This is a genomic window from Streptomyces sp. NPDC045955 (genome assembly GCF_056430805.1).
Map to the genome: position 1 here is coordinate 453058 of NZ_JBWKKY010000003.1, position 22897 is coordinate 475954.

Below are 22897 nucleotides of genomic sequence, written 5' to 3' on the forward strand. Positions count from 1 at the left end.
CCAGGCATTCAACGTCCCGGCATCCGCGCTCCCGGCACTGGTCACGCGAAGGTCAGGCGGCATGGGCACAACAGTGACGGCGGCACCGCTCGCCGCCCCCGGCCCGTGACCAGGAGAGAGCCATGACCGGCGTACTGACCGTCGACCGCCCCGCGCAGCCCACGGCCCCCACCCGCTACACCGTCGCCCTCGCCCGGAACGAGGAGGACGTGCGTGCCGCGCAGCGGCTGCGGCACGACGTCTTCGCCGGGGAGCTGGGCGCCCTGCTGGCCGGCTCCCAACCGGGGCTGGACGTCGACCCGTTCGACGCGTACTGCGACCATCTGCTCGTCCGCGAGGAGACGACCGGCCAGGTCGTCGGCACGTACCGGCTGCTGCCGCCGGAGCGTGCGGCGGTCGCCGGGCGGCTGTACTCCGAGAGCGAGTTCGACCTGGGTTCCCTCGCCGGGATCCGGCCCGAGCTCGTGGAGGTCGGCCGCTCCTGCGTGCACCCCGGCCACCGCGACGGCGTGGTCATCAGCCTCATCTGGGCCGGGATCGCCCGCTACATGGCCGACCGGGGCCACGAGTGGCTCGCCGGCTGCTGCTCCGTCCCGCTCGCCGACGGCGGCGCCCTGGCCTCCGCCACCTGGGACCGGGTGAGCGCCAAGCACCTGTCGCCGCAGGAGTACCGCGTCCGGCCGCTGCTGCCGTGGGTCCCGGGCCCCGCGCCCGCCGCCCGCGTCGAACTGCCCGCCCTGCTGCGCGGCTACCTGCGCCTGGGCGCCTGGGTGTGCGGCGCGCCGGCCCACGACCCGGACTTCGGTGTCGCCGACCTGTACGTGCTGCTGCCGATGAGCCGGGTCAACCCGCGCTACCTGCGGCACTTCCTGTCCCTCGTCCCCGCCTGATGAGCACCTGGCTGCCCACCGCGCCCTGCACACCGCAGGCCTGTGTCGAGGCGCCGGCGGGGGTGCCGGCACGGGCCGTGCCGCGTGCCGTGCTGCGGCTCACCGGGGTCGTCCTGCTGCTGCTCGCCGGGATCGCGCTGTCGCCGTTCGGCGCCCGGATGCCGGCATCCCTGATCCGGCGGTGGTGCCGTTGGATCGTGCGGGCCGCGGGGGTCCGGGTCCGCGTCACCGGCGCCGCCGTCCCCACCGGCGGACTGCTGCTGGTCGCCAACCACATCTCCTGGCTGGACATCCCGCTGCTCGCCGCCGTGCGCCCCGCCCGGATGCTGGCCAAGACCGAGGTACGGCGGTGGCCCGTCGCCGGGCCGCTGGCCGCCCGCGGCGGCACCCTGTTCATCGACCGGGACCGGCTGCGGACCCTCCCGGACACCGTCGCCCGGATCGCCCGGGCCCTGCGCGAGGGCGCCGCCGTCGCGGCCTTCCCCGAGGGCAGCACCTGGTGCGGCCGGGCCCAGGGCACCTTCCGCCGGGCCGTCTTCCAGGCCGCCCTGGACGCCGGAGTGCCGGTCCAGCCGGTCCGGATCGGCTACCGGCTCACCGGCGGAACCGCCACCACCGCCCCCGCGTTCGTCGGCGACGACACCCTGCTCGCCTCCCTGTGGCGGGTGGTCACGGCCCGCGGCCTGGTCGCGGAGGTCGAGGTCCGCGACCCCATCCTCCCGCGCACCTGCCCCGACCGCCGGTCTCTCGCCCGCTCCGCACAGCCACAGCAGACGGCGATGCCGGCGTGGACGCACACGGTGCTGGTGGCGTAGCGGCCCCGGACGCTTCAGCGAGAGCCGGACAACGCGCGTGCCAGATACGGCGCCGTCCGGCTCTCCACCGAGCGTGCCACCTCCGCCGGCGGTCCCGCCGCCACGATCCGGCCGCCCGCGTCACCGCCGCCCGGGCCGAGGTCGACGACCCAGTCCGCGCGCGCGACGACGGACATGTCGTGTTCGACGACGATCACGGTGTGCCCGGCGTCGACGAGGCCGTGCAGCTGGCGCATCAGGACCTCCACATCGGCCGGGTGGAGGCCGGTCGTGGGCTCGTCGAGGAGGTACAGCGTGTGCCCGCGCCGGCCGCGCTGCAGTTCGTTCGCCAGTTTGATGCGCTGGGCCTCGCCGCCGGAGAGCTCGGTCGCGGGTGGCCGAGGCGCAGGTAGCCAAGGCCCACGTCCAGCAGGGTGCCCAGACTGCGAGCCACGGCCGGGGTGTCGGCGAAGAACTCCGCCGCGCTCTCCACCGTCAGATCCAGTACCTGAGCGATGTTCCGCCCCCGGTACGTCACCTCCAGCGTCTCGGGGGCGTACCGGGCCCCGCCGCAGTCCGGGCAGGGCGCGTAGGTGCTCGGGAGGAACAGCAGTTCCACGCTGACGAAGCCCTCGCCCTGGCAGGTCTCGCAGCGCCCGCCCGCCACGTTGAAGGAGAACCGGCCGACGCCGAAGCCCCGTTCCAGCGCCCCGTCGGTGCCGGCGAACACCTTGCGCACGACGTCGAAGAGACCGGTGTAGGTGGCGAGGTTCGAGCGCGGGGTGCGTCCGATCGGCTTCTGGTCGACCGAGACCAGCCGGCCCACCCCGGCCGTGTCCTGCGTGATCTCCCCGATGAGCGTCGACTTGCCGGAGCCGGACACCCCGGTGACCGCCGTGAACGCGCCGAGCGGGAACTCGGCGGACACACCGCGCAGGTTGTGCCGGGTGACCGGCCCGGCCTTCAGCCACCCGCTCGGTTCGCGGACCTCGCGCGCCGGGACGGGGGAGCGGTCGAACAGGTAGCGGGCCGTCGCCGACTCCTCGACGGCCGCCAGCCCGGCGACCGGGCCGCTGTGCAGCACCCGTCCGCCGTGCTCGCCCGCGTGCGGACCCACGTCCACCAGCCAGTCGGCACCGCGCACGACATCGAGGTGGTGCTCCACCACGAACACCGAGTTCCCTGCCGCCTTCAGCCGCTCCAGCACGACCAGCAGCGCCTCGGTGTCCGCCGGGTGCAGCCCGGCCGACGGCTCGTCGAGGACGTAGACGACACCGAACAGGCCGGAGCGCAGCTGCGTGGCCAGACGCAGGCGTTGCAGCTCGCCCGCGGAGAGGGTGGGGGTGGGCCGGTCCAGGCTGAGGTAGCCGAGGCCGAGTTCGACGACCGGCGCGATACGGGATGTGAGGTCGTCGGTGAGGACCCGGGCGGTCTGAGACGTCGCGTCGAGCGCGGCGGCCAGCTCCACCAGCGGCAGCGCCGCCAGCTCGGCGATGGTCCGGCCGCCGAACGTCACCGCCAGGGCCTCGGGCCGCAGCCGGCTGCCGCCGCAGGCCGGGCAGGGCGCGCTGGTGAGGAACCGCTCGGCCCTCGCCCGCAGAGCCGGGCTCTTGGAATCCGAGAACGTCTTCATCACGTACCGCCGGGCGCTCATGTACGTGCCCTGGTACGGCCGCTGGATCCGGTCCGCGTCCCGCACCGGGTGCACGGTGACCACCGGCTGCTCGTCCGTGAACAGGATCCACTCACGCGCGTCGGCGGGCAGTTCCCGCCACGGCCGCTCCACGTCGTACCCGAGCGCGTCGAGGACGTCCCGCAGGTTCTTGCCCTGCCAGGCGCCCGGCCACGCGGCGATCGCGCCCTCGCGGATCGACAGCGACGGGTCGGGGACCAGCAGCTCCTCGCTCGTACGGTGCACCCGGCCGAGCCCGTGGCACTCCGGGCAGGCCCCGGCCGCCGTGTTGGGCGAGAAGGCGTCGGAGTCGAGGCGCCCGGCGCCGGGCGGGTAGGTGCCGGCCCGGGAGAACAGCATGCGCAGCGAGTTCGAGAGGTTCGTGACGGTACCGACCGAGGAACGCGAAGTGGGAGCCGCCCGGCGCTGCTGGAGCGAGACGGCCGGCGGCAGACCGGTGATCTCCCCGACCTTCGGCGCGCCGACCTGGTGGATCAGCCGGCGCGCGTACGGCGCGACCGACTCGAAGTAACGCCGCTGCGCCTCCGCGTAGATCGTGCCGAACGCCAGCGACGACTTGCCCGAGCCGGACACCCCGGTGAACACGGCCAGCACGTCCCGGGGAATGTCGACGTCGATGCCCTTGAGATTGTGCTCGCGGGCGCCGCGGACACGGACGTACGGGTCGCGGGGGCCGTGAGGGTCGTGCATGGGCAACGACTCTAACCGGAGGCGATCGCGGCCAGCCGCCGGTAGGAGTCCAGCAGCGCCTCGCGGTCGTACGTGCTGGTGGTGACCAGGACTTCCTGTGCTCCCGTCTCCTTCAGCACCGTCTCCAGTTCGTGCGTGACCTGCTCCTCGGTGCCGGCGATGTGGCCGGTCAGCCCGGACTCGTAGAAGCCGCGCTCCTTGCCGGTCATCGTGAGCGCCTCGACGCTCTCCGCGGACGGCAGGGGCGGGAAGGTGCCGTGGGTGCGGGAGTACGCCATGGACCAGGCCTCGGGGATCAGCAGGCGCCGGGCCTCCTCGGGTGTGGCGGCCACGGCGATCGTGCCGGAGACGACGACGTAGGGCTCGCTCGCCCAGGCCGAGGGGCGGAAGGCGTCGCGGTAGTGGTCGATGCCGCGCCGCATCTTGTCCCGGTTGCGCAGGTCGTCGATCACCATGGGAAGGCCGAGGCGGGCCGCGATGCCGGCGCCCTCGCCCATGGCCAGGACGAACGGCGGCACGGCCAGCCCCTCGGCGGGCCGGGCGTGCACTCCGGTCGGGGAGGTGCCCCGGAACCAGCCGAGCAGCTCCCGCAGCTGGGCCTCGAAGTCCTCGGCGTCCTCCTTGTCACGGCCCAGGGCCCTGCGCACCCCGTCGGTGAAGCCGACGGACCGTCCCAGACCCATGTCGATCCGGCCGGGGAACAGCGACTCCAGCACCCCGAACTGCTCGGCCACGACCAGCGGCCGGTGGTTGGGCAGCATCACCCCGCCGGTGCCGACCCGGATCGTCCGTGTCGCGGCGGCGACGGCCGCCGCCAGCACGGTCGGCGCGGAACCGGCGACCCCGGGAACGCCGTGATGCTCCGAGACCCACAGCCGGTGGTACCCGAGTCCCTCCAGCTCCCCGGCCAGCCGCACGGTGTCACGCAGCGCCTCGGGGTGCGTGTGCCCGTCGCGGGTGCGGGAGCGGTCGAGGACGGAGAATCGGGTCGAGGCGATCAGGGAGCTCACACGGGGTTCAACGCGTGCGAGGCCGTGGCATTCCCGGCACCGCGCCCGCCGCTACGCCGCGTGCTCGTGGTCGCACGCCTCGTCGATGCCGTACGTGTCCCAGGCGGGGAAGGGGTCGTCGTCGGCCGAAGGGGCTTCGCCGGGCGCCGCGAGGCAGCCGGTCAGGGCGGTGTGCAGGGCCTTCGTGTCCAGGTCCGTCCCGATGAACACCAGCTCCTGCGCGTGCGGGGCGTCGGTCTCGCGGGCCGCGGACGGTTCGAAGCGGGCGACGGAGCCGGCCTGTGACCACAGGCCCGTCACGTGCGGGCGGCTCGCCAGGGTGAAGAAGCCCTTGGAGCGCAGGATCCGCCCGTACGTCCCGGCGTCCAGTTGCTCCGTGACGAACGTCCACAACCGCCCCGGATGGAAGGGCAGTTCGGAGCGGAAGACGGTGGAGGAGATGCCGTACTCCTCGGTTTCGGGGACGTGGTCGCCGTTGAGTTCCCTGACCCAGCCCGGCGCCTGCTGGGCGCGTTCCAGGTCGAACAGGCGGGTGCCGAGCACCTGGCGGAGGTCCACCCGGCCGTGCGTCGCCGGGACCAGCCGGGCGAGCGGGTTCAGCCGGGTCAGGGCCGTCCGCAGCCGGGCCGCCGCGTCCTCGTCGACCAGGTCGAGCTTGTTGAGGATGAGGACGTCGGCGAACTCGACCTGGTCGACGAGCAGATCGCTGACCGTGCGCTCGTCGTCCTCGTACGGGGCGAGACCCCGCTCGGCGAGGTCGTCGCCGCTCTCCAGCTCGGTGAGGAAGTTGGCCGCGTCCACGACCGTGACCATGGTGTCCAGCAGGGCCACGTCGTCGAGGGTCGCGCCGTCGTCACGGGCGAAGGCGAAGGTGGCCGCGACGGGCATCGGCTCGGAGATCCCGGACGACTCGATGAGGAGATGGTCGAACCGGCCCTCCCGGGCCAGCCGGTCCACCTCGTCCAGCAGGTCGTCGCGGAGCGTGCAGCAGATGCAGCCGTTGGTCATCTCGACCAGGCGTTCCTCGGTCCGCGACAGGGCGGCCTCGCCGCCGCGCACCAGGGCCGCGTCGATGTTGACCTCGCTCATGTCGTTGACGATGACGGCGACGCGCAGACCTTCGCGCTGGGACAGGACGTGGTTGAGCAGCGTGGTCTTGCCCGCCCCGAGGAATCCGGAGAGCACGGTGACGGGCAGACGTTCGTACGACACGGTGTCAGCCCTCGGGGCGCAGCAGGCCGCGCTCGTAGGCCTTGACCAGGTTCTGCGGTACGAGGTGACGGACGCCGTCGACGGTGACCGGCACCAGGGTCGGCGTGGCGGCCTTCCACTGGGCGCGGCGGTGACGGGTGTTGCTGCGGGACATCTTCCGCTTCGGTACAGCCATGGGACTCCTCCTCGGTGGGCAGGCACCGAGGACGCTACATGAAAATGGATCCCATTAACAATTCGTGTCCTCGGTGCCTCGTGGCCCGTGGCCGGTGTCCCGGTCCGGTGCGTCAGTCGTCGGCGCCCACGAGCATCCGCACCTCGAACTCCTCGTGTGCGGTGCTCTCCTCGGCCGGGCCCTTGTCCAGCACCGTGCCGAGCCAGCCCAGCAGGAAGCCCACGGGGATGGAGACGATGCCGGGGTTCTGGAGCGGGAACCAGGCGAAGTCGACCTCGGGGTAGAACGAGGCCGGGGCGGAGGAGACGACGGGGGAGAACACGGCGAGCAGGACGGAGCAGAGCAGACCGCCGTAGAGGCTGAGCAGTGCTCCCTTCGCCGTGAAGCGGCGCCAGAAGAGGGTGTAGATGATCGTCGGCAGGATCGCGGACGCCGCGATGGCGAACGCGAGGAACGCGAGCGTCGCGGTGTTCGCCCCCCAGGCGACGAGAGCGAGCAGGATGCCGAGGATGCCGATGACCGCCCCGGACAGCCGGGCGACGGTCAGCTCCTCCGTCTCGCTCGCCCGGCCCTTGCGGATCACCTCGCCGTACAGGTCGTGAGCCAGGGACGAGGCCGCGGCCAGGGTGAGGCCCACCGCCACGGCGAGCAGGGTCAGATACGCCAGGCAGGTCAGCAGCGCGGTCAGGACACTGCCGCCCAGCTCGTGCGCGAGCAGCAGGACGGAGGCGTTGCCGGTGCGGTCCGTGCTCTCGATGGCGTCCCGGCCGAGGAGTGCGGTGGCGCCGAGGCCGAGGATGCCGGCCCCGAAGCAGACCGCGCCGACCAGGCCGATGGCCCACAGCACGGAGGAGCGCAGGACGCCGCTGGTGCGTGGAGCGAGCAGCCGCATCAGCACGTGCGGCAGGGCGGCGAGACCGAGGACGATGGCCAGTTCGAGGCTGAGGAAGTCCAGCTTGTTGCTGACGGTGCCGCCGTAGCGCAGCCCGGGTTCGAGGAAGCTCAGGCCCGTTCCGCTGCGGTCGGCCGCCCTTGCGAGCAGGGCGTCGGGGTTCCAGTCGAAGCGGTAGAGCACCCAGCCCGCCGTGAACAGCACGCCCACGATCAGCATCACGGCCTTGATGATCTGGATGACCGTCGCTCCGGGCATACCGCCGAGGGAGGCGTAGAGGATCACGAAGGTGCCGATCACGACCACGCACAGGGTGCGGGTGGTGCCGCTCGGCGCGCCGGTGAACTGGGTCAGCAGGGCGACGCTGCCCACGAGTTGAGCCACCAGGTAGAGGGTCGCGATCGCCAGGATGCAGACGGCCAGCGCGACCCGCACCGGACGCTGCTGCCGGGTCAGGCGCAGCGCCACCGTGTCGCCCAGGGTGAACTTGCCCGTGCGGTGCAGGGGTTCGGCGATGAGCAGCAGCACCATCATCCAGGCGACGGTCGTGCCGCCGAGGTACATCAGCCCGTCGTACCCGGTGAGGGCGACCAGTCCGGTGCTGCCCAGCAGGGTGGCCGCGGACAGGTAGTCGCCGCACATGGCGAGGCCGTTGCGCAGCGGCGACATGGCGCGGTTGCCGAGGTAGAACTCGCTGATCTCGTCGCGCTGAGGCGCCGTCAGCAGTGCCGTGAACAGGGTGATCACGACCACGGTCAGGAACAGGACGAACGTCAGCTGGAGGCTGCTGTCGTCGATGGCGGCGAGCGTCACCACGTGCGGAACCCCCTCGTGCCGGGCTGGGCGGGCTGCCCGGTCGCCTGAGGGGGTGTCGCCGAGCGGGCGCGGCGGCTGTCGTGCTCGTGCTGCCGGGACCTCAGTCCGCGGGCGAGCGGATCGACGCGGGTGCGCATGTGCCGGACGTAGCACCACGCGGTCACACCCATGATGACGAACTGGCCGAGACCGAGGGTGAGTCCGATCGTGAGATGGCCGAACAGCGGCTGGTTCATCACCGCGGGCACAAAACTCGACAACAGCACATACAGCAGGAATCCGCCGACCGACAGGATCGTCGCCCGGGTGCCGAACCGGCGGTGCGCGCGACGCAGGGAGTGAAATTCGGGATGATCGGATATACGGGTCGGCGGAGTGTGTTCGATGTGCGGAAGTGGGAATGTGGGAGTGTCATCCCGTCGCGGTGGAAATTCGGGCACAGGCGCACCTTCTTCGCTGCTTCGTGCCCCGCACTCGACCCCTTCGAGTCAGTGGTCTCGTCCGGCTTTCGAGCAGGGTGGAGGGACGCCGGGCGCACTGCGGGGGTGCGGGCTCTGTGGGGGTCTCGTGAAACCGAAAAAACCGCTGTTCGGATTCACGCGGACTGCCTCGGGGTTCTGTGTGGAGATCCCCGGCCAGCCCCGCCCACGGGTGGGGGCGAGGCTGAATGCGGAGTATGTCAGTGCGGTCCTTGAGCCATCAACTGTGAGGAGCAATTGACGGCTGTCCACGGCTCGTTCACGCCACGGTCAAAGGTGGGCGCTGCTGCCCGCCGGCCTGCTGGGGAAAGGCCGGCCGGTAAACAGTACGGACCATTTCTCCGGCCGGACCGGTCAGAAGCGGGCGCCGACGGCGGTGCCGGACCGGGGGACGAGGAACGCCGGCGCCTTCGGCAGCGAGCCGTCCGCCGCGCGGGGGCCGGTGAGGGGGGCCGGGTCGGTGCCCAGGACCGAGGCGGCGTCCCAAGTCCCGCCGAGGTTCCATGAGTTGCCGCTGGCGACCGTCCCGGACCCGACGGCCGCCGGACGCTGGTCCACGACGGAGAGGTTGCCGGTGAGCCTGGCGGTCCCGCCCGAGATGTCGGCGTCGAAGCCCGTACCGGCGTTGGCGAACGTGGAGTTGCGACTCAGGGCGAGGGAGCCCGGGTTGCCGTTGTCGGTGAATCCGTGCTTGGCGTTCTTGAACGCGACGCTGCCCCGGACGGTGTGGGCCACGGCCGGGGCCGGGCTGCCGCCGCCGAGTTTGAAGCCGTTCCCGTCGCCCGCGAAGTCGGGGAAGTTCCAGCGGTTGAAGCCGTTGCCGTACGCCACCGTGTTCTCGATCGTGACCGGGGAGGTGAACTTCCAGGCGTCGAAGCCGTCGTCGACGTTGTTCCACAGCCGGGCGCCGCGCACGACGTTGCCCGAACCGCTGCCCTCCTTGACGGCCAGGCCGTCGGCGCTCTCGCCGTTCTTCCGGGGGTCGCGGTTGCCGTAACTGTCCAGGTTCAGGATCTGATTGTCACGGGAGGCGCCCTGGAGCTGGAAGCCGGACTCGTAGTTGTCGTGCGTGCTCAGGCGCGCGAAGACGTTGCTGTCGCAGCCGTCGCAGTACACGCCGTACGGGCCGTTGACGATCTCCAGGCCCGAGATCCGCCAGTGCGACGCCTCCATGTGGACCGCCCCGCGCTCGGCACGCGGGATGCTGCCGCCGACCGGGGTGTGGCCGGCGGGCAGCTTCTCCCCGTCGACGACCACGCGCTCGCCCTGGTGGGGCGCGAGGGTGATGGGCTGGGAGGCGGTCCCCGAGGTGGTGATGGTGATGTTGTCGGTGAGGGCGTACGTCCCGCCGCGCACGCTGATGGTGTCGCCGGGCCTCGCCAGGTCCACCGCCCGCTGAATCGTCCTCAGCGGCCGGTCGAGCGTGCCCGGGCCGGAGTCGTCCCCGCCGGGTGCCACGACCAGGGTCGTCCCCGCCGCGGCCGCCGGCCCCGCCGGCCCGCCCAGCCCCATGGCCACCGCGGCCCCCGCCACCGCCATCGACCAGATCCTCACGTTGCGCATACGGCCTCCTGCCTGTACCTGCGTGGGTGTCGCAGACCAGTGGCCGCCCGGGAGGTGAAGGTTGCCGGGGTACGGGAGGCCGCCGCGAGCGAGGGTCCGGCAGGGTGTTCGTGTCGGCCGCGGACGGGGTTCCCGTTCCTTCGGGCTACGGGCTGGGCGGGGGACGGGCTCCAGGTGCGGTCTCGTGTTCTCCACCCGGGGCGGACGACGAGAACCGCCGGACGGCCTAGGGTGGGCTGCGTGAGTGACGATCGCCGTGTGGCCCCGCTGGCCGTGTTCGACCTGGACAACACCCTCGCCGACACCGCGCACCGGCAACGGTTCCTGGAGCGCCGGCCGCGGGACTGGGACGGGTTCTTCTCGGCGGCGCCCCAGGACCCGCCCCTCCCGGAGGGCATCGCGCTGGTCAGGAAGAGCGCGCGGGAGTGCGAGATCGTCTACCTCACCGGGCGGCCCGAGCGCTGCCGGCGCGACACGCTCGACTGGCTCGCCGCGCAGGAACTGCCCGAGGGGCGGGTGTACATGCGGCGCGACGCCGACCGCCGGCCCGCCCGGTTCACCAAGCTGGAGATCCTGCGGCGGCTCGCCCGCACACGCGAGATCCGCGTCCTCGTGGACGACGACGAGCTGGTCTGCGAGGACGCCCGGCGCGCAGGCTTCACCGTCGTACGGGCCGACTGGGCCACCCGGTCCGCCGAGCTGAAGGTGGCGCAGGAGCGGGAAGGGCGCACCTGAGAGCGCGCGTTGGCGGAGCGTTTACCTCCGGCGGGTATCTCCTTGCCCAGGAACCAGGACGCACCGGCGCACTCGTGCCCGGACAGCGGACAGTGGACAAACGGGGGATGCCATGAAGGGAAGTCGCAGGGGCGTGCTCGCGGCAGCCGCGCTCGCCGGCGCCGTACTGCTCACCGGCTGCGCGAAGCCCGACCGGAGCGAGATCGTCACCTGGACCGACGAGCATGGCCGGGCCTGCACGGGTGTGGCGATCGTCGACTCCGAGGACGGCGACCGCGAGGTGAGCAGCATCGACTGCGACTACCCGCCGGAGGGCAGGCAGCCGGGCCGCTCCACCTCGGCACCCCTGCCGGGCTGAGCCGGCCCTTCGCAGCGCGGCGGACTACTCGGCCTCCTCCAGCCGGAAGCCCACCTTCAGCCCCACCTGCCAGTGCGCGATCTGCCCGCCCTCCAGCTGCCCGCGCACCTGCGTCACCTCGAACCAGTCCAGGTTGCGCAGCGTCTGCGAGGCACGGTCGATGCCGTTGCGGATGGCTTCGTCGACGCCGTCGGGGGAGGTGCCGACGATCTCCGTGACCCGGTAGGTGTGGTTCGACATGCCGCTGCTCCTCTTCAGTGACGGGTGTCACACGTCACTCCACCGTGCCCCAAGCGGCGGCGAAGCGCGAGACGTGGTCTCCCGCCCCGCCGCCGTCCAGGGGGTACAGGGGTGCCACAGATGTCAGCGCACCACGCTCAGCGAGAGCGCGAACCGGCCCGCCTCGTCCGTCCACCAGTGGGACAGGTCCAGCCCCGCCGCGGACAGTTCGCTCCGCACACCCTCCTGCCGGAACTTCGCCGACACCTCGGTGCGCAGCTCCTCGCCCGCCGCGAAGTCCACGGCGAGGTCGAGCGCCGGCACCTTCACGGTCTGCGCCGTACGGGAGCGCAGCCGCATCTCGATCCACTCGTGCCCGGCGTCCCACAGGGCCAGGTGGTCGAACGCGGCGGGCTCGAAGTCGGCGCCCAGCTCGCGATTGATCACGGTGAGCACGTTCTTGTTGAACGCGGCCGTCACCCCGGCCGCGTCGTCGTACGCCCGGACCAGCACCTCCTCGTCCTTGACCAGGTCCGTGCCCAGCAGCAGCGCGTCGCCCTGGGCGAGCAGGGCCCGCACGGACGCCAGGAACGCGGCGCGCTCCGCAGGCAGCAGGTTGCCGATCGTGCCGCCGAGGAACGCCACCAGCCGGGGCCCCGGCGTCTTCGGCAGCGTCAGTTCCGCGGTGAAGTCGGCGATCAGCGCGTGCACGTCGAGCCCCGGCCGCTCGGCGGCGAGCGCCTGCCCGGCCTGGGTGAGGGCGCTCTCGCTGACGTCGACGGGGACGTAGGTGTGCAGGTCCGTCAGGGCGTCGAGCAGATGCCGCGTCTTCTCCGAGGAACCGGAGCCGAGCTCGACCAGGGTGCGGGCCCGGGTCGCCGCGGCGATGTCGCCGGACCGCGCGACGAGGATCTCCCGTTCGGCGCGCGTCGGGTAGTACTCGGGCAGTTCGGTGATCTTCTCGAACAGGTCACTGCCGTGCGCGTCGTAGAACCACTTCGGCGGCAGCGTCTTGGGGCGGCCGGTCAGGCCCCGGTGGACGTCGGCGCGCAGCGCGGCGTCCGTGGCGTCCTCGGGCAGCGTGCGGGTGAGATGGAACGGGCTCACGTACGGGGCTCCTTGGGTGAGGCGGGCACGAAGGTGTCGGCCGGCTCCTTCAGCGGCGTGAGCAGCACGTCCGTGCGGCTCGCCGCGAGCAGCGTGCGGTCGGGCACCTCCTGCCAGTGCGGATCGTCGTCGTAGGGCTCCGAGGCCACGACGGTGCCGCCGCCGGGCCGGGTGAGATACCAGAGCGTGTCGCCCCAGGCGGTCGCGGTGACGGTGTCGCCGTCGGTGAGCAGGAGGTTGAGCCGGGAACCGGGGGCCGCGGCGGCGACCTCCACAACCGTGTCGGCCAGCGCCTGGCCCTGCTCGTCGCCGCTCCTGAGCCGGGCCAGGACCAGGGCCCACACGAGCGCCGAGTCGTTGCGGGCCTCCAGCGACAACAGGTCCTCCGGCGGCAGCGTGCGGGACACCGGCGCGAGCGATCCGGGCCAGCCCCTGACCGCTCCGTTGTGGCTGAACAGCCAGGTCCCCGCCGCGAACGGCGCCGCCGCGGCCTCCGCGTCCGCGCCCGACAGGGTCGCGTCCCGCACCGCGGCGAGCAGTGCGGTGGACCGTACGACCCGGGCGAGGTCGGCGAACGACAGGTCCGCCCAGATCGGCCCGGCCCGGCGGTAGCGCGCCGGCACCGGGTCGCCCTCGGCGTACCAGCCCATGCCGAAACCGTCGGCGTTGACCGTCCCGTACCGCTGCCGCCGGGGCGCCCACGACTGCCGGTACAGGCCGTGCGGGGGCTCCACGAGGAACCGGCCGAGCGGCTCCGCCGGTCCCACGTACGCCACATGACGGCACATCAGACGTCCTCCGAGCGGGCCGTGCGGAACCCGGAGAAGATCTGCCGCCGGATCGGGTGGTCCCAGTTGCGGAACGTGCCCCGGCAGGCCACCGCGTCCACGGCGAACGAACCGCCGCGCAGCACCTTGTAGTCGGACCCGAAGAAGACCTCCGAGTACTCCTTGTACGGGAACGCCCTGAACCCCGGATAGGGCAGGAAGTCGCTCGCCGTCCACTCCCACACGTCGCCGATCAACTGCCGTACGCCGAGCGGCGACTCGCCGGCCGGGTAGCTACCGGCCGGCGCCGGGCGCAGATGCCGCTGGCCGAGGTTGGCGTGCTCGGGCCCCGGGGCGGCGTCGCCCCACGGGTAGCGCATCGAGCGGTCGCCGGCCGGGTCGTACCGGGCCGCCTTCTCCCACTCGGCCTCGGTGGGCAGCCGGCGTCCCGCCCAGCGGGCGTAGGCGTCGGCCTCGTACCAGCACACGTGCAGCACCGGCTCGTCCGGCGGGACGACCTCGGTGACGCCGAAGCGCCGCCGCAGCCACTGCCCGCCGTCCCGCCGCCAGAACAGCGGGGCCGTGAGGGAGTTCCGGCGGATGTGGGCCCAGCCGTCCGCGGTCCACCAGCGCGGGTCGTCGTAGCCGCCGTCGTCGATGAACGCCTGGTAGGCGCCGTTCGTCACCGGCGTGGTGTCGATCCGGAAGGGCGCCACCTCACGCCGGTGCGCGGGCCGTTCGTTGTCCAGGGCCCACGGCTCGTCGGAGGTGCCCATCGTGAACGGGCCGCCGGGGACGAGGACTTCGGACGGTCCGGTGAACAGCGGCACCGGCTCCGGGTCGGGCGCGGTCAGCGCCTGCGGACCCCGGCGCAGCTGATGGGTGATCAGCATGGTCTCGTCGTGCTGCTGTTCGTGCTGCGCGATCATTCCGAAGGCGAACCCGGCCTCCGTCAGCCGCGTCCCGTGGAACGCGGCCTTCTCCAGCACGTCCAGGGCGCGGCCACGGACATCGGCCGCGTACGTGCGTGCCTCGGCCGGTGACAGCAGGGGCAGCTTCGGCCGCTCGGCCCGCGGATGCTCGAAGGCGTCGTAGAGGCCGTCGATCTCGGGCCGTATCGCCTCGTGTCCGGCGACGGCCCGCAGCAGCCACTGCTCCTCCTGGTTGCCGATGTGCGCCAGGTCCCACACGAGCGGCGACATCAGCGGCGAGTGCTGCGCGGTCAGGTCCGGGTCCTCGACGCAGCTCGTCAGCAGGGTGGTGCGGTCGCGGGCGAGCACCAGAGAGGCGACCGCCCGCTCGCGCAGGGCCTCGGGGTCGGTGGTGCCGGGGTCGACAGCCGGGCTGGTGTCGGTCATGAGCGCGGGTCCTTCCCGTGGGCGCGACCGTCCGTGCCGCGCTGTCGGTCGAGCAGGTCGTCGGCGGGGCAGCGGCCCAGGACGACATGGCGGTCCAGATAGGCCGTGACGGCCTCGACGACCTCGGGTCCGGCGCCGAGCCGGGGCAGGGCCTCCAGCGCGGCCGTGAAGCACGTGACGGCCACCTCGCGCAGTTCGGCGTCGGCCAGCCCGCTGCGGGCCGCGTCGACCCACAGCGGGTTGTGCGGCGCGGGCAGCCCGAGTGTGCGCTCGGCCAGCGGCTTCACGGCCCGGTAGGCGGTCTCGGCGGCCTCCGGGTCGTCGAACAGCGCCGCGGTCACGGCCAGCGGCACGATCCAGCCGTCGTCGCCGGGCTGCGCGTCGATCATGCGCAGTTCGAGGTGGCCGCGCGGCCTGACCGGCGGGAACAGCGTCGTGACGTGGTAGTCGAGGTCCTCCCGCGTGGGCGGCCTGGGGGCGCCCGTGCGGATCCACTCGCGGAAGCTGAGCCCCTCCGGGACGTCCCAGGGCCCGCCGTCGCGCCGTACGCACATCACCGGTGAGTCCAGCACGTGCCGGGCCCAGGCGCCGCGCGGGTCGGCGTCCAGGGGCGGTCCGCCCGCCCGGCCGGCGCCGATCCGGGTCCACATCAGCTGCCGGGTGGACAGCCAGCCGGTCGGCCGGTGACCGGCGAGCGGGGAGTTGGCGAACACGGCCACCAGGACAGCGCCCAGGTGATGGGCCAGCCACCAGCGCCGCACATGGCCGAGGGGTCCGGGCTCCTCGTGGCCGGCGTCCACGCACACCTGCACGGAGGCCGAGGCGCACATCATGGCGCGGCCGGAGGGGCCGTCGCGGTCGAGGCAGGCCTCCATGGCGTCGTAGCGCGGTTCGCGCAGGAACCGGCGGGGTTCGTGCCAGGGATCGTGGCCGAGGCCGACCAGCGTGAGGTCGTTCTCGCGCAGGACCGCGCGGACGGCGTCGAGGTCGGCGGAGACGGTGGCGATGACGTCCGTCAGCGAGTCGGCGGGGGGCGAGCTCAGCTCCAGCTGGCCGCCGGGCTCCACGGTGAGCGCCGACCTCAGGGACAGGGGCCGCAGTGCGGCGTAGGCCGCGTCGAGTCGTTCGGGTGTGACGGGGAGCTGCGGTGCGCGCAGCTCGTGGACGAGCCATTCCACCTCGACGCCGAGGCGGCGCGGCGGGCCGGTCTTGAAGCAGATGCCGCGGACCAGAGCTTCGACCTCGGCTTCGGACAGGGCGGTGTGCGGCTGGGTACAGCCACCCGCCGGGGCAGTGGGCGCATCGGACATGTCGGGATCCTCCTGAGATTCCACCATGCCACCGGTTCGGGCGCTTCGGCGGCCCGGGCCGGGATCACTCGTCCCACCCAAGTCCCTCGTGTCGCTCGGCACAAGGGGGCGTAGCGGGGCGTTCCGGGGCGGTCATCCGGCTCGACCGGGCGTTTCCCGGCGCTTTCCCCGGTGTTCTCCGATGGCGAAAACTCCGTTGCACCGCGGGTCCGGCATCGCTCACGATGGCTGCGTGAGCACGACAAAACCTGCCGCGCGGCACGCGGTCACGGCGCACACGGGGGTGGCGCCGTGAGCGCGCGCCTGCGCGGTGTCGCGCAGCAGACCGAGCACATCGTGGCGGCGGGCGCCTACCGGGCGCCGGACGGGCGCGAGGTGTCCCTCGCGGCCGAACTCCGGGCGGCCCGCGAGGGCACGCGCATGTACGGTCCGGAACCGGTGCCGGTGCCCTCCGTCCGGGTGACTCGGACGCTGGTCGAGGTCACGGGCGAGAGCAGCCTGGAGGCCGCCCGCCGGCTCGGCGGACACGTGGCCGCCCTGAACTTCGCCTCGGCCCGCAACCCCGGCGGCGGTTACCTCAACGGCGCCCAGGCCCAGGAAGAAGCCCTGTGCCGGGCCTCCGCGCTGTACACCTGCCTGCTCCGAGCCCGCGCGTTCTACGACCACCATCGCGCCCACCGCGACCCGTTCTACACGGACCGTGTCATCCACTCACCCGCCGTGCCCGTCTTCCGCGACGACCGGGGCCGCCTGCTGGACGAGCCGTACACCGCCGGTTTCCTGACCGCGGCGGCGCCCAACGCGGGCGTGGTGCACCGGACGGCACCCGAACGAGCCCCGGAACTGCCGCGGGCCCTGGCCGTCCGCGCCGAACGGGTCCTGGAGACGGCCGCCGCCCACGGCTACCGGCGCCTGGTGCTGGGCGCCTGGGGATGCGGCGTCTTCCGCAACGACCCGGCGCAGGTCGCCGGGGCGTTCCGGACGCTGCTGGAGCCCGGCGGGCGCTTCGCGGGCGCCTTCGAGCAGGTGGTGTTCGGGGTGCTGGACCGAACGCCCGGCGCCGCGGTGCGGGGCGCTTTCGAACGGGCTTTCAGTTCCAGCCGTAGCGCTCCCGCAGCCGGTGCCGGACGAGGTTGAACCGCATACGGTCCAGAGCGCAGGCCTCCCGGCGCATGCCGTCCTCGTGCAGACGCAGGACCCGGTCCACATCGACCCACGACTCGCGGCCCGACCGGTCCCACGGTCCGCTGCCGATCGGCACCCACTCCCGATCGCCGTCGTGCCGCTTGCTGGACAACTGCACGGCGAGGAACGTCCCCGCCGGCTCGCGGGCGACCACGAGCACCGGGCGGTCCTTGCCGCGCCCGTCGTTCTCCTCGAAGGGCACCCACGTCCAGACGATCTCGCCGGGGTCGGGGTCGCCGTCGTGCGCGGGCGAGTACTCGGTGCGCACCCGGCCCGCCTCGCGCGGATCGGCCTGAGTGGTGGCGGTGGGGCCGGAGCGGCCCGGGACGTTCTCATCGGTAAACGCGGTCACGCGGGCACCCTAGACGTTGCTCCCGTGCCCCCGGCCACCGACCGGCCCGCCCGGTGAAACCCCGCACGGTCGCTCAGGCGGCAGCCGAAGGTTCGGCGACCGGCGGCGCAGGCCACTTCTCGTGCCAGCGCAGCTGAGCCTCCAACTGTGCCGCCACCTGCACCAGAAGCGGTTCGCTGTTCGCCGGGCCCAGCAACTGGGCCCCGACGGGCAGGCCGTCCGCCGTGAAACCGGCGGGCACGTTGACGCCCGGCCAGCCCAGCACGTTCCACGGCCAGGCGTACGGGCAGGCGGCGATCATCGCCCGGTCGGTGGCGAAGCCGCTGAGTTCCAGCAGGGCGCCGATCCGGGGCGGGGGAGCGGCGGTGGTCGGCGCGAGGACGACGTCGTACGAGGTGAAGAACCCGCCGATACGACGGTGCAGGACGGTCTCGGCCCGCCGGGCCGCCCGCAGCGGCGCCCCGCCGAGCAGCCGGCCCAGCCTGGCCGCTCCCAGCGTGCGCCGGTCCAGCAGCGCCGGGAAGGGTGCCTCGGCCACTCGCTCGGCGATCCCGGCCGTCGCGCGCGGCACGAAGGTCAGCCCGATCTGCCCGTACGGCGGGTCCGCCTCCTCGACCGTGTGTCCCAACGCCGCCAGCCGCTCGGCGAGTTCCACGACCCGGGTCCGCACCTGAGGCAGGAGCCGGGCGGGAACGGCCGTGAACGGCGGCTTGAGGGCGAGCGCGATGCGCAACCGCCCGGGGTCGCGACCGACGGCGGCCGAGGCGTCGACGGCCGGGGGCCGGTGCGGGTCCTGCGCGTGGTTGCCGCTCGCCGCGTCCAGCAGCAGGGCAGCGTCGGCGACCGTACGGGCCAGGGTGCCGTTGACGGTGATGCCCTGGAAGGACTCGCCGCGCGGCCAGGTGGAGACGCGGCCGCGCTGCGGCTTGATGCCGACCAGATGGGTCCACGCGGCCGGGATCCGCACCGAGCCGGCCCCGTCCGAGCCGAGCGCGGCGGGCACCAGACCGGCGGCGACCGCGGCGGCCGAGCCGCCCGAGGAGCCACCCGGCGTATGGGCCGTGCTCCACGGATTGCGCGTGGCGCCGAAGGCCGGCCCCTCGGTGAAGGGCCACTGCCCGAACTCGCAGGTGTTGGTCTTGCCGACGATCACGGCCCCGGCCGCGCGCAGCCGCCGCACCGCCTCGCCGTCCTCGGCGACCGGCGGGAACTCCCCGCAGCAGCCGAAGGCGGTCGGCTCACCGGCCACGTCCATGTCGTCCTTCACGGCGACGGGCACCCCGAGCAGCGGCCTGCGCACACCCGCGGCGAGTTCCCGGTCGGCGGCCTCGGCCTCGGCGAGAGCAGCCTCGGCCCGGACGATCCGGAAGGCGTTGATGGTGCTCTGCGTCGCCTCGATCCGCGCCAGCGTCCGCTCGACCAGCGCCCGGGACGTCACATCCCCGGCGGCCAGCGCACGGGCGGTCTCCGCCAGGCCTGCGGGACGGTCGAGCGTCATGCGGACACCTCCGGAAGCGACCTCTCTACCGAACGGTAACGTCCGATGGCCGGTGGCGGAACGCCGACGACCGGAATGGATGTCCACCCACCGGCCCACATCTACCTCACTGGGCTCATCCGCTCCTGTTCAAACCATTGACGCCTCTCTGCCTCGCCCTTACTTTCTGATCCCCCACGTCTGATCGAGTTGCCGAACCTTGTTCGGCATATCGATCCCTGTGTCCCAGGGAGAGCCGCCCGTGACCTCAAACCCCGCCCCCCCGTCCCGCCGTACGCTCCTGCGTGCCCTGGCCGCCCTGCCCGCCTCGGCGGTGCTGCTGGGGGAGGCGCCCGGACTCCTGGGCAGCGCCCTGGCCGCAGCGCCCCCGAACGGCTCCGCCACGCGCTACACGATCGTGCCGTTCCTCGACAGCAACGACGGCACGGTCAACGTCTACCAGTCGGACGACGCCACCGACTTCCGGCTGTTGCGCTCCTCCGCGTACACACCACCCGCGAACCGGATCCGCGACGCGAGCGTCATCAGACACACCGACGGCTACTACTACGTCACCTACACCACGCACACCTGGCAGGACACCAGCAGGACCATCGGTTTCGCCCGCAGTTCCGACCGCGTCAACTGGACGTTCCTGTACGACTACACCGTCCCCGTCGCGAACCTCTCCCGCGCCTGGGCGCCCGAGTGGTTCGTCGACAGTGACGGCAGCGTCAGCGTCATCGTGTCCTGCTCCACCACGAACGACGAGTGGATCTTCACGCCGTATCTGCTCAGGGCCACCAACTCGGCCCTGACGGCGTGGAGTACACCGGTCGCGCTCGCGGGCATCGGCGCCAACCACATCGACACGTTCATCGTGAAGATCGGCTCGACCTACCACGCCTTCCCGAAGAACGAGACGACGAAGTACATCGAGTACGCCACCGCCTCGAACCTCACCGGCCCGTACACGATCCGCAGGACGGGCGACTGGGCGGGCTGGGGCAGCTACCGCGAGGGCCCGGCGCTGGTGCGGCTCGACAACGACGGCTGGCGCATCTTCTTCGACGGCTACGGCGACGGCAGCTACTACTACTCCGACAGCTACGACACCTTCGCCACCTGGACGGCACCGGCCGCGCTCCCCGGCATCTCCGGAACGGCCCGGCACTTCACGGTCGTCAAGGAGACGGTCTCCGGCGGCCCGAGCCTCGCCCGCAACACCACCCGCTCCTTCCGGTCGGCCAACTACCCGACCCGCTACTGGCAGCAGCAGTCCGCACTCCTCAACCTGCCCGTGGTCAGCGGCTCCAGCACCACCGCCGAGAAGCAGGCCGCCACCTTCACGGTCGTCGCCGGCCTGGCCGACGCCGGCGGCTACTCCTTCCGCGACGCGGCCGGCAACTACCTGCGCCACTGGGACTTCCGCGCCCGCTTCGACCCGAACGACGGCACGAGCACGTTCGCCAAGGACGCCACGTTCGTCCTCCGGACCGGCACGGCGTCGGGCGCCGTCCGCTTCGAGTCGTACAACTACCCCGGGTACTACCTGCGCCACTACGCCTACCAGCTCCGCGTGGAACGCGCCGACGGGACGGACCAGTTCCGCCAGGACAGCTCGTTCGTGCCGGTGACCGCCTGGGGCTGAGCCGCCCATCTGCTGACCGGTGCGGGGGCGTGAAGAGACGGTCGTGGAGGGCACCTTGGCTAATCTGCACGCGTGACCACCGACCTCACCCTCCTGCCGCGTGTCGCCCATCGCGGACAGGAGATCACCGCGCCCCGGCTCCGCGGCCTCCTCGCGCTGCTCGCCGGCGACCTGCGCACGGGCTGCAGCACCGAGCGCCTGGTGGCGGGGCTGTGGCCGGACCAGCTGCCCGAGCGGCCGGCGAAGGCGGTGCAGGTCCTCGTGTCCAGGGCGCGGGCGCAGCTGGGCGCCGACGTCATCGCGAGCACGCCGACCGGATACCGGCTCACTCTCGCCGAGGACCAGGTCGACACCTCCGCCCTGCTGCTGCACGCCGCCGCGAGCGCGGACCGGGCCAGGGCCGGGGACCACGCCGGAGCGCTGGCCGCGGCCGAGGCCGGACTCGCGCTGTGGGAGGGCGCCCCTGACGAGGCCGGCGACACCGAGGACCCCGTGGCCGTGTTGCGCGCCGAGCGCGCCCCCGTCCGCGGCAGGCTCGTCCGCGCGCGGGCGCTCGCGCTCGCCCGCCTCGGACGGCACGCGGAGGCGGCCGGGCCACTGGCCGCGGCAGCCGCGGAGCATCCGCGCGACGGAGGAGGTACTCGCCGGGCTGCTGCGCGTCGAGGCGGCGACGGCGGGCCCGTCCGCCGCGCTGGCCCGGTACGAGGCCTACCGCCGTGAGCTGCGCGAGACACTCGGCTGGATCCGGGCCCCGGGCTCAAGGCCGTCCAGCGGGAGCTGTTGCGCGGCGAGGCGCCCGTGGCCAGACACGGCGTGCCGCACGAACCGAACCCGCTGCTCGGCCGGGACGAGGACATCGCGGCGGTGCGGCGGCTGCTGGGCGCCTCGCGTGCCGTCACCGTCGTCGGCCCCGGCGGCCTCGGCAAGACCCGGCTCGCGCACGCCGTGAGCCGCCGGGCCGAGCAGCGCGTGGTGTACGTCGTGCCGCTCGCCGGCGTCACGGTGGACGAGGACGTGGCCGTGGAGGTGGCTTCCGCGCTCGGCGCGGGCGAGGGACGGCCCGGCGCCGTGGGCGGCCACGCCCCGGCCGACCCGGTGTCCGGCATCCTCGGCGTGCTCGGCTCCGGGCCCGCTCTGCTGGTGCTGGACAACTGCGAGCAGGTCATCGAGGGTGCCGCCGACCTCGTACGGGCTCTGGTCTCGTCCTCGAAGGATCTGCGGGTGCTGGCCACCAGCCGGGCCCCGTTGGGCCTCACGTCGGAGGCGGTGTACGCGCTGCCGGAACTCCGGCTGGACACCTCGGTCGAGCTGTTCACGCAGCGGGCGGCCCGGGCCGCCCGGCCCGGCGTGGAACTGCCGCCGGAAGACGTGTCCGAGCTGTGCCACCACCTCGACGGGCTGCCGCTCGCCGTGGAGTTGGCCGCGGCGCGGGTGCGCGTGCTGTCGGTGCCGGAGATCGCCCGCCGCCTCGGCGACCGGTTCGCGCTGCTGCGCGGCGGGGCACGGGACGTGCCGGAGCGCCACCGCACCCTGCACGCGGTCGTGGACTGGAGCTGGAACCTGCTCGCCGAGGAGGCCAGGGCGGCGATGCGCATGCTGTCCGCCTTCCCCGGGGGCTTCTCGGGCGAGACGGCGGAGCAGGTACTGGGCGAGGACGCGCTGTTCCTGCTGGAGCAGTTGGCCGACCAGTCGCTGCTCACCGTCTTGGACACCCCGGCCGGCGTGCGGTTCCGGATGCTGGAGACCGACGGGAGTTCAGCGCGGCCCGGCGTGCGGAGGCGGGCGAGGAAGAGGACGCCATCGGCCGGTTCCTCGCCTGGGCTCGGGACTTCGGGGTCGCGTACCACGACTGGCTCTTCCGCTCCGAACCGCTGATCGCCTGGGAGCGGGTCAGGGCCGAGCAGGACAACCTCGTGCCGGCCCTGCGGCACGCCCTGGCCCGTACGGACGGCCCCACCACCGCCGCCCTCACCGCCGTCCTCGCCGCACTGTGGTCCACCGGCTCCCACTACCCCCGCCTCACCACCCTCGCCGCGGACACCGGCCCGCCGCTGTCGCACTACCACCCCGAGCCCGAATACGTCGAAGTCGCCCGCGCCGCCGCGGTTTTCTGCACGGCGAGCCTGTTCATGGGCTACGGCCCGCGCGCCGTACGCCATTCGGG

Annotated in this window: 19 protein-coding genes and 2 pseudogenes; 7 read left to right on the forward strand and 14 right to left on the reverse strand. The window is 73.0% G+C overall.

The annotated features are described in order from the left end of the window. Positions 1 to 122 precede the first annotated feature (122 nt). Together AC07F0_RS08425 and AC07F0_RS08430 are read left to right on the forward strand one after the other, a co-directional pair. Positions 123 to 890, forward strand: coding sequence for a GNAT family N-acetyltransferase (locus tag AC07F0_RS08425; RefSeq protein ID WP_478975901.1), 768 nt, complete (start codon positions 123 to 125; stop codon positions 888 to 890). Beyond that, entirely contained in the window at positions 890 to 1705 is an 816-nt protein-coding gene (locus tag AC07F0_RS08430) for a lysophospholipid acyltransferase family protein (RefSeq protein ID WP_478975904.1), read from the forward strand. Before AC07F0_RS08425 ends, AC07F0_RS08430 begins: the two co-directional genes overlap by 1 nt. Positions 1706 to 1719: 14 nt before the next feature. Here AC07F0_RS08430 and AC07F0_RS08435 read toward each other — a convergent pair. The 7 genes and pseudogenes from AC07F0_RS08435 to AC07F0_RS08465 all read right to left on the reverse strand — a co-directional run bounded on the left by AC07F0_RS08435 (position 1720) and on the right by AC07F0_RS08465 (position 10214). Continuing rightward, a pseudogene (locus AC07F0_RS08435) lies at positions 1720 to 4067 on the reverse strand (ATP-binding cassette domain-containing protein). A gap of 11 nt (positions 4068 to 4078) precedes the next feature. Then, on the reverse strand, positions 4079 to 5077 hold the full coding sequence (locus AC07F0_RS08440; RefSeq protein ID WP_478975907.1) for an LLM class flavin-dependent oxidoreductase: 999 nt from the start codon (positions 5075 to 5077) through the stop codon (positions 4079 to 4081). 51 nt (positions 5078 to 5128) lie between these two features. After that, positions 5129 to 6289 (reverse strand): GTP-binding protein, encoded by a 1161-nt coding sequence (locus tag AC07F0_RS08445; RefSeq protein WP_478975910.1) that lies wholly within the window; start codon positions 6287 to 6289, stop codon positions 5129 to 5131. 4 nt (positions 6290 to 6293) lie between these two features. After that, positions 6294 to 6464 carry a 50S ribosomal protein L32 gene (rpmF, locus tag AC07F0_RS08450; protein WP_010043581.1) on the reverse strand — a complete coding sequence of 57 codons (171 nt, stop codon included), beginning with the start codon at positions 6462 to 6464 and terminating at the stop codon, positions 6294 to 6296. A 112-nt stretch (positions 6465 to 6576) separates the two neighbouring features. Further along, positions 6577 to 8172 (reverse strand): solute symporter family protein, encoded by a 1596-nt coding sequence (locus tag AC07F0_RS08455; RefSeq protein ID WP_478975912.1) that lies wholly within the window; start codon positions 8170 to 8172, stop codon positions 6577 to 6579. Next, positions 8166 to 8612: a DUF485 domain-containing protein gene (locus AC07F0_RS08460; RefSeq protein WP_478975915.1), complete on the reverse strand. Its 447-nt coding sequence runs from the start codon at positions 8610 to 8612 to the stop codon at positions 8166 to 8168. Before AC07F0_RS08460 ends, AC07F0_RS08455 begins: the two co-directional genes overlap by 7 nt. Before the next feature lie 393 nt (positions 8613 to 9005). Further along, a complete protein-coding gene (locus tag AC07F0_RS08465; RefSeq protein ID WP_478975918.1) occupies positions 9006 to 10214 on the reverse strand; it encodes a right-handed parallel beta-helix repeat-containing protein in 1209 nt (402 codons plus the stop codon). A gap of 240 nt (positions 10215 to 10454) precedes the next feature. Between AC07F0_RS08465 and AC07F0_RS08470 the strand changes: the two genes are divergently transcribed. After that, positions 10455 to 10949, forward strand: a complete 495-nt coding sequence (locus AC07F0_RS08470; RefSeq protein WP_478975921.1) for a phosphatase domain-containing protein — start codon at positions 10455 to 10457, stop codon at positions 10947 to 10949. A 112-nt stretch (positions 10950 to 11061) separates the two neighbouring features. Beyond that, positions 11062 to 11307 carry a twin-arginine translocation signal domain-containing protein gene (locus tag AC07F0_RS08475; protein ID WP_478975924.1) on the forward strand — a complete coding sequence of 82 codons (246 nt, stop codon included), beginning with the start codon at positions 11062 to 11064 and terminating at the stop codon, positions 11305 to 11307. Between the two features lie 24 nt (positions 11308 to 11331). Here AC07F0_RS08475 and AC07F0_RS08480 read toward each other — a convergent pair whose 3' ends face one another. The 5 genes from AC07F0_RS08480 to egtA form a co-directional block, all read right to left on the reverse strand. Further along, on the reverse strand, positions 11332 to 11547 hold the full coding sequence (locus AC07F0_RS08480) for a dodecin (protein WP_436729736.1): 216 nt from the start codon (positions 11545 to 11547) through the stop codon (positions 11332 to 11334). A 123-nt stretch (positions 11548 to 11670) separates the two neighbouring features. Next, positions 11671 to 12633: an L-histidine N(alpha)-methyltransferase gene (egtD, locus tag AC07F0_RS08485; protein ID WP_478975927.1), complete on the reverse strand. Its 963-nt coding sequence runs from the start codon at positions 12631 to 12633 to the stop codon at positions 11671 to 11673. Then, positions 12630 to 13421 carry an ergothioneine biosynthesis protein EgtC gene (egtC, locus tag AC07F0_RS08490; RefSeq protein WP_478975930.1) on the reverse strand — a complete coding sequence of 264 codons (792 nt, stop codon included), beginning with the start codon at positions 13419 to 13421 and terminating at the stop codon, positions 12630 to 12632. The genes egtD and egtC overlap by 4 nt, the downstream gene beginning before the upstream one ends. Then, entirely contained in the window at positions 13421 to 14758 is a 1338-nt protein-coding gene (gene egtB, locus AC07F0_RS08495) for an ergothioneine biosynthesis protein EgtB (RefSeq protein WP_478975933.1), read from the reverse strand. Before egtB ends, egtC begins: the two co-directional genes overlap by 1 nt. After that, positions 14755 to 16068 carry an ergothioneine biosynthesis glutamate--cysteine ligase EgtA gene (gene egtA / locus AC07F0_RS08500; protein ID WP_478975936.1) on the reverse strand — a complete coding sequence of 438 codons (1314 nt, stop codon included), beginning with the start codon at positions 16066 to 16068 and terminating at the stop codon, positions 14755 to 14757. The genes egtB and egtA overlap by 4 nt, the downstream gene beginning before the upstream one ends. Positions 16069 to 16359: 291 nt before the next feature. Here egtA and AC07F0_RS08505 point away from each other — a divergent pair, with 291 nt between their 5' ends. Next, positions 16360 to 17205, forward strand: a complete 846-nt coding sequence (locus tag AC07F0_RS08505; protein ID WP_478975939.1) for a TIGR02452 family protein — start codon at positions 16360 to 16362, stop codon at positions 17203 to 17205. Here AC07F0_RS08505 and AC07F0_RS08510 read toward each other — a convergent pair. Together AC07F0_RS08510 and AC07F0_RS08515 are read right to left on the reverse strand one after the other, a co-directional pair. Continuing rightward, the gene (locus AC07F0_RS08510) at positions 17159 to 17605 is read right to left on the reverse strand and encodes a type II toxin-antitoxin system PemK/MazF family toxin (RefSeq protein ID WP_478975941.1); all 447 of its coding nucleotides are present in this window, start codon (positions 17603 to 17605) and stop codon (positions 17159 to 17161) included. The genes AC07F0_RS08505 and AC07F0_RS08510 overlap by 47 nt on opposite strands. 73 nt (positions 17606 to 17678) lie before the next feature. Then, positions 17679 to 19103, reverse strand: a complete 1425-nt coding sequence (locus AC07F0_RS08515; protein WP_436729743.1) for an amidase — start codon at positions 19101 to 19103, stop codon at positions 17679 to 17681. A 241-nt stretch (positions 19104 to 19344) separates the two neighbouring features. On the opposite strand from AC07F0_RS08515, the gene AC07F0_RS08520 reads away from it, so the two are divergent. Further along, a complete protein-coding gene (locus AC07F0_RS08520) occupies positions 19345 to 20733 on the forward strand; it encodes a glycoside hydrolase family 43 protein (protein ID WP_478975944.1) in 1389 nt (462 codons plus the stop codon). 72 nt (positions 20734 to 20805) lie between these two features. Next, positions 20806 to 22889, forward strand: a pseudogene (locus tag AC07F0_RS08525) (ATP-binding protein); the annotation flags it as partial. Between the last annotated feature and the right edge of the window lie 8 nt (positions 22890 to 22897).